This window comes from Streptomyces sp. NPDC015032, assembly GCF_043080425.1.
Taxonomy (GTDB): Bacteria; Actinomycetota; Actinomycetes; order Streptomycetales; family Streptomycetaceae; genus Streptomyces.
Window position 1 is genome coordinate 64,564 of record NZ_JBIBVN010000009.1, and the last position, 13,619, is coordinate 78,182.

Sequence of the window (13,619 nt, forward strand, 5' to 3'; positions counted from 1 at the left end):
ATCTGCCTCGCGCCGCAGCTGTCTTCACTAGCTTGATCTTTAATGTGCGGCGGGCCCTGGCGTCGTGGACTTCTTGGTCCTCGGTTTCGCGGTGTCCGTTTTGCGGGCTGAGTGCACGTCGTAGCGTGGGGTGGGCCAGGTGTTTTGTGGCCTGGTGGTCGTTCGGGGCCGGAGCGGGAGGGTTTCGGTGCTCGGGCCGGACAGACGGTGTTCGGGCGGATGCGCCGAGAATCGCGGCGGACGCGGGCTGGAGTGAGCCGGCCCGGCGGGCTCGGTTTCTCCCGCGGCCTTCGGAGATCGGCTGCCGGCGGGCGGGCGAGGCGGAGTCGGGTGTAGGCGGCGAGGACGAGCCAGGTCCAGCGGTCGGCCGTTTCCGGGGCGCGGATCTTCGGGCAGGTCCAGCCGAGGGTCCGTCAAAGACTGCTGCGGACAACTCACTACGCCTTCGACCCGTTCGCTCCCGAGTCACAGCTCGCGGCCACCTCCCAGCAGACCTGGTTCAGCTGTCTCGCCCGCCGGTTCCGGGACACGGCCCCGTGACACACCCCGCCCGGCCTAAACACGGCACTCACCCTGGCAGACCGTTCGCCACCACCGTCTCAGCCGACTCGATCGGAGCGCTGCGGGCGACCTGGAATGGATGTGCCGCAGGGTGATGCCGGTCCCGGCAGGTATGTGGAGGAATCGGTCGAGTGGGTCGTCGAGTTGGAGCACGCCTGCTTCAGTCAGTTGGGCGAGCAGCGTTCCGGTGAGCGGCTTGGTCAGCGAGCCGATCTGGACGAAGCGATCGAGGTCCTGGTAGTGGCTGACCTGGGGGCCTGGGGGTCTGGGTGCTGTTGAGAATGCAGATGGGTACCGGGGGCAGGGCGGGCCCTCAGTCGGTGATGCGGGGCAGTGCACACGCCGCTGTACCGTCCGGCATGCGATGTCGGTTTCCTGGCCACCGTTCGGTGGATGACGTGCGCTGCCAGGCTGATGGGGGGAAGCCGCAGACAGCGCCCAATCAGCTGGTATCTGCGGATGGGGGAGGAGCCGAGAAATCCGGCCAGGGCTGAGGCGCCGCCGTAGCGCACCTGGCCCCGTCGAACAGCAGAACCTCTCTGTCCAGACGCCCCAGGTGGGCCCGGGGGCAGTTCCGGTGGGAGGGTCTGCCAGGCGATGCGTGAGGCTCGGACCTGTGCGTTGAGATCCACCCGCAGCGGGCTCTGCATCGACGTCATCGAGCGGTGGGGTCAGGTTCCAGGCCGGCGTCTCGTGCCAGCAATGCGGCTTGCACCCGGTTCTCGCAGCCCAGCTTGGTCAGGATTCGGCTCACGTACGATTTGACCGTGGCCTCGCTCATATGGATCCGCCGACCGGCGTCCGCGTTGGACAGGCCCTCACCCAGCAGCGCCAGGACCTCCAACTCGCGGTTGGTCAGCGCCTCCAGCCGGCGGCGGGCCTGCTCGGCACGGTGGGCGCTCCGGCCGGACGCCAACGAGTCCACGACACGGCGGGTGGCACCCGGCGACAGGTATGCGTCTCCGGCTGCGGCAGCCCGGACCGCGCGCATGAGCTCCGCGGGCGCCGAGTCCTTGAGCAGAAAACCCACGCTGCCCCCGGTCAGGGCGCGCAGTACGTTCTGCTGTTCCCCGAAGGTTGTCAGGATCAGCACCCGCGTGTCAGGTACGGTCCGGTGCAGCTCGGCCAGGGCCGTCAGTCCGTCCATGACCGGCATCTGGATGTCGAGCAGCACGACGTCCACGCGGCGGGTCCGGGCCAGTTCGACCGCCTCACGGCCGTTCACCGCCTCGGCGACGACTTCGATGTCGTCGGCGGAGGAGAGAATCATCCTGACGCCTGCCCGGATGAGCGGCTCGTCATCCGTGACGAGAACCCTGATCATGACTCTCCTGCGCGGTCCTTGAGTGTCTACCTGCGGTCACTCACCATCATCCCTGATCGAACGCCCGATCATCCCTGATCGAGCGCCCGGCACTCCTCAGTTCCTCACCTCGAAGGACTTCTTCTCGGTCAACTTGCCGTCCTTGAAGCAGAACCGGAAGACCGGCTCCATGTCCGGATTGTTGCTGGACTCCGTGGAAGTCAGGCTGAGGCATTCCGCCCCCTTGGGCACGGGCGGCGCACCCATTTCCAGGCCGTCGGTCACGAAGGAGTTCTCCTTGGGCAACTGCTTGCGGATCTCTGCCTCGGACTGTCCCACCTTCACCGCGTCGTACTGCTTCGGCTCGATCCTGGCCTTTTCCGCCTTCTCCAGGAGGACGTATCCCCCGACGCCGATGGCGGCGATCACCAGTACCAGAGGGATCAGTACCGCCATCCCGCAGCCGATGGCTATGCCGCTTCTGTTCTTCCTGCTCATTGCCTTGGCCAGCTCCTTCAGACCGTTCCCGTTCACGACGGGACCACCCTCGTCCAAGGAGTCCCCCGGAGTCTGCTGCCAAAAGGCGCCTGTCGGATCAACGAACGTCGTCGCCACGTTGCCGGGCTCGGGGCTCGGGATACCGCCTTCCGGCGATGTGTACGGCAGCACGCCCGCCAGCCGGAAGCCGCCGTCCGCCGTCGGGCCCGCGTGCGCCATGCCCCCGATGAGCCGGGTCCGCTCACCGAGCCCGGTCAGCCCCTGGCCGCCGCTCACCACGTCCCGGCCGTTGTCCGTCGTCCCGGTTGCGGGTCCGTTGGCGACCTCCACGACCAGCGAGTCCGGCTCATACCGCAGCTCGACGGTGATCGGGGCGCCCGGGGCGTGCTTGTGGGCGTTGGTCAGGCCCTCCTGGACGATGCGGTACGCCGCGTGATCGGCGGTCGGAGGGAGCGTGCGCGGCTCGCCGGAGTGCCGCAGCTCCACGGCCACGCCCGTGCTCCGGGACGTTTCCACCAGGCCCTCGATGCCCGCCACCCCGCGCGACAGCGCCGTGGCTTCCTCCGCCGCCGCAGCCGCGACGCCTGGGGTGGTGCGGTCCTGGTGGGGAGCCCCCGTGCTGTCCCGCATCACCTGTATCACCTCGCGCAGCTCGTGCATCGCGGCCACCGACGCCTCGCGCAGCACCCCCACTGCCTCCCGCTGCCGTCCGGTCAGCTCGCGGTCCACCTCCAGCGCGCCCGCGTGCACCGAGATGAGCACCAGCTGATGGCCGAGGCTGTCGTGCATGTCCTGCGCAATGCGCTGGCGCTCCCGCGCCCGGGCCTGTCCGGCGATCAACGCGCGCTCGCGTTGCTGCTGGGCGTCGTACTCCCGGAGCGTGTCGGTGAGCGTACGGTGCTGCGACCGGTAGCGGCCGGCCAGGCCGGGCACGATGATCGCGACCAGCGGCCACAGGACGCTGAAGACCAAGCGGGGCAGCGAGAGATGGGGCAGCGCCTGCACGACTGCCAGGCCGAGGTTGAGGATGTATGCGAGGGCGAAGGTGCCGACGGCCTTGCCGACCACGTCGATCCGCCGCCCCGCCGACCAGGCGGCAACAAGGACCAACGGAGCGAGACCGCCCAACAGGACAGAGCCGACGGCGGTCACCAGCAGCACGGTCGTGGGCAGTGTCCGGCGCAAAAGTGACAGCGCCGCGATCGCCAGTCCGGTGGCAGCGATCCGTACGGTGCCGCCGTTGCCCAGGGCTGCGAGACCTGCTCCCAGCAGCCCGAACGCTACGCTCAGCAGCGATTCGCCCACGATGCGCCAGGGAGACCACATTCCGGGAGCCAAGAGAGCCCTGCCCGGGGCGGCCAGCCGCGGGGTCGCCGAACGCAGCCTCGCCGCAAGTGCCTGGCGAGCCGATGCTTTGAGGGCCGTAGATTCCACACGAGTCACCCGGCTACGTTAAGGCCCCCTCAACCTGCTCCGCGTCAGCCATTGGTCGCGACGGACAACGACGAAAGTTCCACCTGGCGCGGCGGCCGAGTCCGCCCGGGGAGTGTCACCGCCAGACTGTGCAGCGGCCGGGGGCACAGAGCGTGAACCGGGACGCCGTCCGTCGGCGGCCCGGACCCAGTTCCGCAGTGTCTCGGTGTTCGCCCCGAGATCAGTGGCGACCGACTTGATCACCGCTCCCGGCCTCGACCGGGACAACGCGACAGCGTCCGCCTTGAACCCGGCAGGGCAGTGCTTCATCCCCACGGGGACCCCGTTCTCCTGGACCATCAGGATCCAAGTCTCTCCGGTGTCCAAAATGAGGGGCCAGGACCCGCACCGCCGGCTGCTCGTCCCAGGACTCCGGTCCCGTCCGGGCCCGGTCCGGGCCCCGACGACCGGCTCGGGCTTCCGCCGAGACGGATGCGTGGCCTGCCGGCGGCGCACATGGACCTCGCCTCGCACCACTTCTACGGGAAGGGGCCTGCCGCCCTTCCGCTCCGGCCTCGCCCTGAGACGGGTCGGTCCCGAACGGACGGCGGCAGCCGATCACAGTCGGCCTACGCCCCGGACGGCGCGGGTTCCGTCGTGCTCGCCACTTCGGGTGCGGGCCGCTTGGCTCGCATGGCGAACAGGAGCAGGCCCGCCGCGGCGAAGACCGCACCGGTGGCGACGTACAAGGACCGCGGTGCCCACCCGGCGTCCAGCAACCACCCTGCGACTGAAGGCGCGAGGATGGCTCCGACCCGACCGACGCTGATGGCCGCTCCGACACCGGTCGCACGCAGCTTCGTCGAGTACATGCCCGGCGTGAGGGCGTAGAGCCCCGCGACGCATCCGTTGACGGCTACGCCGATGACCGCGCCCAGGCAGAAGGCGAGGGTCAGCAGGCTGGTAGAGGCAGCGAAAGCGGCGATCAGGACTGCGGCCGCGAAGAGATAACTCCGCACCACGCTGATCAGCGCGTACCGCGCAGCCAGCACACCCAGGAGAGCCGTTCCGAAGACTCCTCCCAGGTTGAGCAGCGTGCCGCCGGTCAGCCCTTGGGCCGAGGACATGCCGGCTTCCACCAGCAGCGTGGGGGTCCAGCTGGTGACGAAGTAGAAGGCGGCCATCACCAGGAAGAACGCACCCCACATCACCAGGGTCGGTCCTCGCAGTCCACGGACGAGCAGGCCACGGAAGCCGGTCTGCGAGGTGTCGCCCGCAGTGATGGCCGGAAGAGTGTCGAGCTCGGCGTGCCCCATGCGCCGGGCAAGGGCGTTGACTCTCTGCAGTGCGTTCGGAGGCCTCTTGGTGACGAGGAAGTCGAGGGATTCGGGCAGGCACCAGTAGACGAGCGGGATGATGGCGAGCGTGGCGAGCCCGCCGGAGAGGAAGACCGACCGCCAGCCGTAGTGGTCGATGAGGACCACGGACGAGAGGCCGCCCACCGTGGCGCCGACGGCGTACCCCGTCGAGTTGAGGCTGACCGCGAGCCCGCGCCAGCGCTGTGAGGCGAACTCACCGGCGATCACGTTGCTGCAGGCCAGGACTGCGCCGATACCCACGCCCGTCACGAGCCGGAGCGCCCCCAGCTGTTGCCAGTTCTGGCTGGTCGATGAGAGCAGCATGCCGAGGGCGGCCACGGACAGTCCGGCCAGGATGATGGGCCGTCGGCCGACCCGGTCCGCCCTGGGGGCGACGAGGAGCGCGCCCAGGGCCATTCCGGCCAGGCCGCTGCTGAGGAGCACCCCGAGGTTGCCGGCTGTGAGGTGCCACTCGCCGGAAACGGTCTTGCCTGTGAAGGACATGACCAGTACATCGAATCCGTCGAGTGTGTTGAGGAGCACACAGACCGCGATCGCGCTCCACTGGAAACGGCTCATGGGCCCCTCGTCCAGGGCCTCTCGCAAAGTGGCGCTCATCGGGCGGCCCACCGAGAGGCGGGGCAAACGTGGAAGATGGACATGGCAGCACTCCATTGTCGACTGCGGTGTAGCCGACGAGGCCTGAAGAGCGACACGCGAGGCAGTCTGTTTTCGGCCGTCGGTCCAGACATGTTCCGAGTCGCCGGGAGGGGTGGCCAGGCCCGTTTCCGCATGCCGGGAAACGAATGGTTCCCGGCCACGTGCCGGTCAGGGAACGGATGGGGGGAGTGCTCGCGAGATGGCGCGACAACTGGTACGGACGAGGTCGGCCAGTGCCCCTGTGGGCATGGACCCGTGTCGTACGACGACGGACACCGCGGCTTCGATCTCCCCGGTGACGCCCACGACCGGCGCCGCGACCGAGAGCGTGTCGAGTGACAGTTGGCGGTCGCTCACGGCGTAACCACGAGCGTGTACTTGCGCGAGGACCCGTCTGATCTGTGTGGTGTCCGTCAGGGTGAAGGGCGTGTGACGGGAGAGGGGGCGGGCCAGTGCTTCATTTTGAACTGAGGTGGGGGCATGGGCGAGCAGGACCAGGCCCGCCCCGGTGGCCGTGATGGCCAGACGTCCACCGACGCGCGTCAGCGTGGGAACCGCTCTGCTGCCGCCGATGCGCTCGACGAAAACGGCGTCCGTGCCTTCCCGTACGGCCAGTTGTACGTTCTCGCGGGTCATCTGGCAGAGATCTTCCAGGTAGGGCAGGGCGCGCTCGCGCAGCCCCTGGCCGCGGGGCGCCAGGGAGGCGACCTCCCACAGGCGGAGCCCGACACGATAGTGTCCCTGCTCGTCGCGTTCCAGCGCGCCCCAGGCGAGAAGGTCTCCCAGCATGCGGTGCACGGTGGAGACCGGCATGTCCACTTTGCGGGCCAGTTCGCTCAGGGTCAGGTGCGGGCGCTGGTGGCGGTGCCGCGGTGGTGTGACGGTGGTGTGTTCGTGGGGCACAGCGAGACTCCTCATCCGGTCAATGGCTCCGGCTCCCGGTGTGCGCTATCGCTCGCCGGTGTTCAGTTCGTCGCCCAGGAGCGCGATGCGACGGAGAATGTCAACGGCCAGAGGCCGCTGATCAGCGGGGAGGGACTGCAGGAGCTGTTCGTTGATCTCTTCGGCGGGGGGAATCAGGGAGCTCAGTAGTTCGGCTCCTTCGTCGGTCAGCCTCAGCAGGGTGCGTCGACGGTCTTCCTCGTCCCGCACCTGGCTGACGTACTGCTGATCGGTCAGACGGCGGACGATCAGGTTGACTGTGGACCGGTCCAGGGACGTGAGGCGTGCGAGCGTGCGCTGGTCGACGCCGGGCTCGCGGCTGAGGGCATTGAGGACGGAGAACTGCTGGGAGGTGATCCCGCGAGAGACGTGCCGGCTCCACAACGCTGTGTGCACCTGCTCCGCCCGCCGGATCAGATGTCCGATGTAGTTCTCCAGGTCGAGTGCGCGCGCCACGATTCTCCGTATGCCTTGCTGCTGGATGGTGCCGCCTGATGGGGCGAGCGGCTCGCCCGTGAGTCTATGGTCAGGCGGCACCACTGCGGCACGCGCCGCCGGGTCAGCGGCTCCGGCGGCCCGGTCGCTGCTCGTAGGAGGTGGCCCGGCTGCCGTCGACACCGACCTCCAGGCGACCGACACGCTCGATCTCCACGACTACGCGGTCTCCGTGGCTGAGCGGTCCGACGCCGGCCGGAGTGCCCGTCGCGATCACGTCACCGGGATACAGCGTCATCACGGACGAGGTGTATGCGATGAGCTCCCGTACACCGAAGATCAGGTGCGCCGTGTTGGTCCGCTGACGGGTGGTACCCCCCACGTCGCAGCGCAGATCGAGGGAGTCCGGGTCGGGAATCTCGTCCGCGGTGACGATCCAAGGGCCGATAGGGGTGAACGTGTCGAACGACTTCCGGGTGGAGCGGTCCTCGCCGGAACGGACCGTGATGTCCAGCACGCACGTGTAGCCGAAGACGTGATCGAGTGCGTCGTCGACGCTGACGTGGGAGGCGGTGCGCCCGATGACGACCCCCAGCTCGCCTTCCTGGTCGGTGCGCTTGTCGGAGTAGGGCAGAACGATGTCCTGGCCAGGTCCAATGACAGAGGAGTTCGCCTTGAGGAACACGCCGAGGTCGGCGACCGAGGTGGTGTACGCCATCTCGGCCTTGTGGTCGAGGTAGTTGACCGGCGCACCGACGATCTTGCCAGGGCGCGGCAACGGAGCTTCGAGTGTGGCTTCGGAGAGCGGCACGCGGGCACATGCGGTGAGGTCGACGCGCGGAGCATCGTCGGCGCGGGCGGCGATCTCGATGTGCTGCTGGAGCGCACCGGCGAGGGAGTGGGGATCGTACGTGGCGAACTGGTCGGTCACGTCGACGAGTTCGTCCCCGTCGACGAGGCCGAGCCGTCCCTTGTTGAACAGCGCCAGGCGCATGAGGACCTCCTTGTGAGGTGTTCGAGGTGGAGGGGTCAGGCGCCGGGGTCGGCGCTTTCGGTGCGGTAGAGACCGAGCGACCGCATGACCGGTTCGTCGCTGTAGGAGAAGAGAACGGCGTCGCGGGAGGACGAGGTGTTGAGGTGGCGGTAGGAGGCCCAGCCAGGGACGGCGAACGTGTCGTTCTCGGACCAGTCGAAGCGGACCCCGTCGACGATCGTGGAGCCTTCGCCGTGTACGACGCTGAAAATGGTCGATGTCGTCTGCTTGCGGCCGACTCCGTCGAAGCCCGGGCGCAGCCGCTGGATGCGGCAGCCGATGGTGGGCATCACCGGGCCGCCCGTCCAGGGGTTGGTGTACTCCAGGACGACGCCGTCCACGTCGCTGCCCTCGGCTGTGTCGGCGATCGCATCCAGCGCGCGGCTGGTTTCCTCCCAGGTGTAGCGGGTGACGGGGGAGTTGGGCCCGTCCTGGGAGAGCCAGGCAGGGGTGAGCCTGCCGTGCAGGAACTGGCGACTGCCCGCGTCATCGGGACGAGTCACCGGCTGGAGGCGCTGTGGGTACTGCTCGTAGAAGCCAGCCTCCAGCGCATTGACGAGCGGGTAGTCGAGAGCGTCCAGCCACATCATCGGCGCATCGCCCTCATGGGTGTGGTCGTGCCAGTGCCAGCCCGGCGTGAGTAGCAGGTCGCCCGGGGACATGAAGACGCGTTCACCGTTGACCGTCGTCCAGGCACCGCTGCCCTCCAAGATGAAGCGGAAGGCGTTGGAGGTGTGCCGGTGAGCCTGCGCGGTCTCTCCGGGAAGGATGATCTGCAGCCCCGCATACAGCGTGTTGACGGTGGCCGGCGGGTCGGTCAGACCAGGGTTGACGAGCATGAGAACCCGTCGTTCGGCCTCGTCGAGAGAGAGCGTCCTGGAGAAGTGGAGCAGGTGGGGCCGTAGCTCCTGCCAGCTCCACAGCCAGGGCACGGCACGGCTGTGCGGCTCGGCCGGGAAGAGGTTCCCGTAGAACCGCCACAGCGGCGCGGCCCCCAGGCCCTTCAGCGCCTTGTAGGCGAGTTCGTCGTTCATGACATCCTCACGGTGATCCTGATCGGGGCTCACGAGGCGGCGAGGGCAGCCGGGGCCGGAGACCACACCCAGGCGATGTCGTGGAAGTCCTCGGGCGTGCGGGACGAGAACAGGACGTTGCGCAGCGTCGCTCCCATGCCGTCCAGGTGGCAGATCTCGCCGAAGCGGCGCGCGTTGGTCTGAATCCGTGCCGCACGCTCCCGGCGCTGTGCCGCGTACGCCGTGAACGCATCCGCCGCGTCGGGGAACCGGGCCAGTGACCGTCCCAGGGCGACAGCGTCCTCCAACGCCTGACAGGCCCCTTGAGCCAGGTACTGCAGCATGGGGTGGGCGGCGTCACCGAGGAGCACGATCCGGCCGTGGACCCAGTTGTCGATCGGCAGCCGGTCGTACAACGGCCAGCGTCGTTCGCGGGAGACCAGAGGAAGCGAGTCGCGCACAGCCTGGCACGCCTTGCCGAAACGCTCCTCGAGCTCGGCCTCCGTTCCCCAGTCGTCGGAGTCCGGCGTGTAGTTGTCGCTCTCGAAGACGGCGACCTGGTTGTACAGCTCGCCACGGCGGACCGGGTACTGCACCAGGTGCATACGCGGACCGGCCCACACCATCACTGCTTCCGAGGCGGCGTGCTGGGACATCCGGCCGGTCATCTTGCCGGTGGGCAGCGCCCCCCGGAAGGCCACGTATCGGGAGCAGATCGGATCCCCGTCGCCCACCAGCGCCTGGCGCAGGCTCGAACGGAGTCCGTCCGCGGCGACGACCGCGTCGGCGCTCAGCACCTCCGACGACTCGGCGAAGCGCAGTCGCACGCCGGAGGAATCCTGGTCGGCGCGGGTGACGGTGTGTCCCGTGCGCAGTGTGATCGAGGGGTGTTCTTGGCAGGCAGCCAGCAGGGCTGCATGCAGGTCGGTGCGGTGTGTGACGAGGTAGGGATGCGTGAACCGCTCTTTGTAGTCGGCGCTTCGGAGATCGAGAGCGGTGATCTGGTCCCCCGACAAGGCGTCCATCATCACCAGACGTGGCGGGGCGACCGCGGTGCGCTGGACAGTGGCGAGAACCCCCAACTCTTCAAGAGCGAGTGAGGCGTTCGGGGCGAGCTGGAGGCCGGCCCCGATCTCACCGAACCGGGCTGCCCGTTCCACGAGTGTGACGTCGCGGCCGGCGCGGGCGATGGCCAGAGCTGAGGCCAGGCCGCCGATACCGCCGCCCACGACGACGATATGGGCGGGAGAAGGGAATGCAGGCATAGGGGCTCCTGACGTTGACATGGGGGAGGGGCAAGGTGCCGAGGCAGAGGCGATGCAAGGGATGACAATTGATCCGTACGTCAATCATTGGTGTACGGATGATATTAAGTCAGTGCTGCCCCGAGGTCAACGGGTTGGCGAGACCGGGCACGAATCGTCAAGGTGACCGCGCTTCGCCTGCCCGGATGCGCCGCGAGATGAAGGGAAGGGCCCGGTCGCCCCGAAATTCGGCTGGCATGTCCGGCATGCCCATTCCGTCGGAGGGGGATCACCCTGTCGCCCATCGGGGTGGAGGGGTGGCTTGGCCCGCGGCCTCTGGTTTCCACACGGGAGCCCTCCGGCAAGGGGCTCCCGTTGGGGAGCCCGACAAGAGGGTTGTTCTGCGTGTGGTCAGTGAACTTCGTTCCCCCATGCCAGCGAACTTGGGAAAATAGGGCGCCTGGCGGCATTGGGATCGTGTAAGGAGCGAGTTTCCGGGGGTGGTGGCGGGCCGGCCGGACGGTGACCGCACCGCTGTGTGCTCCGCGGCTGGTGGGGGATTAGGTTGGTGGAGAAGAGCCTTCGGGTAGCCGGACTCGCGATGGGGGCGAGCATGACCATGCTAAAAGGCGCCAATGTTCCGGTGGCGGCTCGCGCCGTGCGGGTCGAATTGGGGTGGCGCGTCTCCCCGGGGACGCCGGACGTCGATGGCTCGGCGCTCCTTCTCGTGTCGGGAAAGGTGCGCGGCGACGCCGACTTCGTCTTTTACAACCAGCCCTCCCACGCATCCGGAGCGGTACGCCACGAGGGCAAGCGAACCACTGGTGACGGAGTGACGGACAGCCTCGCGGTCGACCTGGCGCGCGTCGAGCCGGCCATCGACCGCGTGGTCCTGGCGGCCTCCGCGGACGGGGGCACGTTCGGGCGGGTGACAGGGCTGTACGTACGGGTCACGGACGCGGCGGACGGCTCGCAGATCGCGCGTTTCGACAGCGCGGACGCGACGGTCGAGACCGCGTTCATTCTCGGCGAGCTCTACCGACGGCAGGGCGCCTGGAAATTCCGCGCCGTAGGCCAGGGATACGACACCGGTCTCGAAGGTCTCGCGACGGACTTCGGCATTTCTGTCGATAAACCGCAGCGGCCCCAGCCGTATCAACAACCCCTGTCACCCCAACAGACACAGCACGGAACGCGGGTTGACCGTCCGTCACCGCCCGCTCCGTCGTTTCCTCCCGCACCGCCGACGGCGCCTCCGCCCCCGCCCGCACCTCCGGCGGCCCCGCCCGTCCGACTGTCCAAGGTGACTCTCACCAAGGACGCGCCATCGGTCTCCCTCGCCAAACAGGGCGGCACTTCGGGAGCTCTCCGGGTCAATCTCAACTGGGAAGTGCGCAAACAGTTCACGGGCTGGGGAAGCAAACTCGGCAGAGCGGTCGCCAACCACGCGGACCTCGATCTTGATCTGTGCGCCCTCTACGAACTCACCGACGGCCGCAAGGGAGTCGTACAGGCCCTCGGAAACGCGTTCGGCGCGCTCCAGCAGGCCCCCTATATCCATCTCGACGGCGACGACCGCACCGGGGCCGTGGCCACCGGCGAGAACCTCACCGTCAACCTCGACCAGAAGGACAGGTTCCGCCGTGTCCTGATCTTCGTCACCATCTATGAAGGCGCCCGGAGTTTCGCCGATCTCCACGCCACCGTCACCCTCCAGCCCCAGCACGGCGCGCCGATCGACTTCTCGCTGGACGAATGCACCGTCCCGTCCACCGTCTGCGCGCTCGCGCTCCTCACCAACAACGGGGGAGACCTCACGGTGCAGCGCGAGGCCCGCTATCTCGTACCCGAGCGCGGAGTGAGCCCGCAGCGCACCATCGACTACGCCTACGGGTGGGGGATGAACTGGACACCCGGCCGTAAATGACCCCCCGGAGGTCCGGCCGTCACTGCGGCCATCGGCCCCGGCCGGCTCCGCTCACCGGTCCGGCGCGGCCTCGGGACGGGCGTACGTACGCCCCTTCCAGGCCGCGCCCCGCCCCCGGTGGTGCTGCACCGCCGAATCGACCGTCATCAGCAGATACAGCGCGGCGGTGAACGGCAGCAGGGGCGCCAGCCACAGTGACTGCCGGTAGAAACCCAGCATCGGCATGTACGTCCCGGCCATCACCGCCCACGCCGCGCCGCCCGCCCACGCCGCCACCGGATCACCGCCCAGCAACCCGACGACGAGGGTGACCGGCGGCGCGAGATAGACCAGCGCCAGCCCCAGCACCGTCCCGAGGAGCAGCGGCGGACTGTGCCGCAGCTGGGCGTACGCGCTCCGCGACACCATCCGCCACAGATCGCCCAGGCACGGATACGGCCGCACGCTGTCCACCCGCTCCGCGAGCCCCAGCCAGATCCGCCCGCCGCTCCGCTGCACCGCCCGGGCCAGCCTCACATCGTCGATCACCGCCTGCCGGATCGACTCCGGCACCCCCGCCCGGTCCGCCGCCGCGGTCCGCAGCAGCGCACACCCGCCGGCCGCGGCGGCCGTCCGCGCCCCCGCCCGGTTCACCCACCGGAACGGATAGAGCTGCGAGAAGAAGTAGACGAAGGCCGGCACGACCAGCCGCTCCCAGACGCTCGACACCCGCAGCCGGGCCATCTGCGAGACCAGGTCGAACCCGTTCGACACCGCGGCGGCGACCAGCTCCCGCAGGCTGTCCGGCTCATGCGCGATGTCGGCATCCGTCAGCAGCAGGTACTCCGGTTCCCGGGCCCGGGCCAGCGAGATGCCGTGCCGCACGGCCCAGAGTTTGCCCGTCCAGCCCGGCTCCGGCTCGCCGGGCGACGCCACCGTCACCGGCAGACCCTCGTACCGTACGGACAGCGCACGGGCGACGTCCCCGGTGCCGTCCTCGCTGCAGTCGTCGACGAGGAAGATCTCCGCGGCCCCCGGGTAGTCCTGCGCCATCAGCGACGGCAGACTCACCGGAAGAATGTCGGCTTCGTCACGCGCGGGCACGACGATCGCCACGGACGGCCAGCGATCCGGAGCCTCCCGGCGCGGCAGCCGCTGGTCGGTCCGCCAGAAGAACCCTTGTCCCAGCAGCAGCCACACCCATGCGGCCAGCGAACCCACGGCGATCCAGGCAATGGCACTCATTCGCCGCA

12 protein-coding genes and 1 pseudogene are annotated in these 13,619 nt (G+C 68.7%); 1 reads left to right on the top strand and 12 read right to left on the bottom strand.

The features are described from left to right. Nucleotides 1-39 precede the first annotated feature (39 nt). The 11 genes and pseudogenes from ACF08M_RS15635 to ACF08M_RS15685 form a co-directional block, all read right to left on the bottom strand. A pseudogene (locus ACF08M_RS15635) lies at nucleotides 40-413 on the bottom strand (transposase); the annotation flags it as partial. 142 nt (nucleotides 414-555) lie between these two features. Further along, on the bottom strand, nucleotides 556-900 hold the full coding sequence (locus ACF08M_RS15640) for a serine hydrolase (protein ID WP_392185792.1): 345 nt from the start codon (nucleotides 898-900) through the stop codon (nucleotides 556-558). A 316-nt stretch (nucleotides 901-1,216) separates the two neighbouring features. Next, complete coding sequence (locus tag ACF08M_RS15645) at nucleotides 1,217-1,885, bottom strand: response regulator (RefSeq protein ID WP_392185793.1); 669 nt, start codon at nucleotides 1,883-1,885, stop codon at nucleotides 1,217-1,219. 96 nt (nucleotides 1,886-1,981) lie between these two features. After that, nucleotides 1,982-3,688: a sensor histidine kinase gene (locus tag ACF08M_RS15650; RefSeq protein ID WP_392185794.1), complete on the bottom strand. Its 1,707-nt coding sequence runs from the start codon at nucleotides 3,686-3,688 to the stop codon at nucleotides 1,982-1,984. 126 nt (nucleotides 3,689-3,814) lie between these two features. Next, a complete protein-coding gene (locus ACF08M_RS15655) occupies nucleotides 3,815-4,135 on the bottom strand; it encodes a transposase (protein ID WP_392185795.1) in 321 nt (106 codons plus the stop codon). A 269-nt stretch (nucleotides 4,136-4,404) separates the two neighbouring features. Further along, a complete protein-coding gene (locus tag ACF08M_RS15660) occupies nucleotides 4,405-5,712 on the bottom strand; it encodes an MFS transporter (protein ID WP_392185796.1) in 1,308 nt (435 codons plus the stop codon). 249 nt (nucleotides 5,713-5,961) lie between these two features. Then, nucleotides 5,962-6,696 carry an IclR family transcriptional regulator gene (locus tag ACF08M_RS15665; RefSeq protein WP_392185797.1) on the bottom strand — a complete coding sequence of 245 codons (735 nt, stop codon included), beginning with the start codon at nucleotides 6,694-6,696 and terminating at the stop codon, nucleotides 5,962-5,964. A gap of 45 nt (nucleotides 6,697-6,741) precedes the next feature. Further along, nucleotides 6,742-7,191 carry a MarR family winged helix-turn-helix transcriptional regulator gene (locus ACF08M_RS15670; RefSeq protein ID WP_392185798.1) on the bottom strand — a complete coding sequence of 150 codons (450 nt, stop codon included), beginning with the start codon at nucleotides 7,189-7,191 and terminating at the stop codon, nucleotides 6,742-6,744. A 103-nt stretch (nucleotides 7,192-7,294) separates the two neighbouring features. Then, nucleotides 7,295-8,164 (bottom strand): fumarylacetoacetate hydrolase family protein, encoded by an 870-nt coding sequence (locus tag ACF08M_RS15675; RefSeq protein ID WP_392185799.1) that lies wholly within the window; start codon nucleotides 8,162-8,164, stop codon nucleotides 7,295-7,297. A 35-nt stretch (nucleotides 8,165-8,199) separates the two neighbouring features. Further along, nucleotides 8,200-9,237, bottom strand: coding sequence for a cupin domain-containing protein (locus ACF08M_RS15680; RefSeq protein WP_392185800.1), 1,038 nt, complete (start codon nucleotides 9,235-9,237; stop codon nucleotides 8,200-8,202). A gap of 29 nt (nucleotides 9,238-9,266) precedes the next feature. Further along, a complete protein-coding gene (locus ACF08M_RS15685) occupies nucleotides 9,267-10,481 on the bottom strand; it encodes an FAD-dependent monooxygenase (RefSeq protein ID WP_392185801.1) in 1,215 nt (404 codons plus the stop codon). A gap of 580 nt (nucleotides 10,482-11,061) precedes the next feature. Here ACF08M_RS15685 and ACF08M_RS15690 point away from each other — a divergent pair. Then, nucleotides 11,062-12,387 carry a TerD family protein gene (locus ACF08M_RS15690; RefSeq protein WP_392185947.1) on the top strand — a complete coding sequence of 442 codons (1,326 nt, stop codon included), beginning with the start codon at nucleotides 11,062-11,064 and terminating at the stop codon, nucleotides 12,385-12,387. 51 nt (nucleotides 12,388-12,438) lie between these two features. On the opposite strand, the gene ACF08M_RS15695 is transcribed toward ACF08M_RS15690, so the two are convergent. Next, on the bottom strand, nucleotides 12,439-13,611 hold the full coding sequence (locus ACF08M_RS15695; RefSeq protein ID WP_392185802.1) for a glycosyltransferase: 1,173 nt from the start codon (nucleotides 13,609-13,611) through the stop codon (nucleotides 12,439-12,441). Nucleotides 13,612-13,619: the final 8 nt, after the last annotated feature.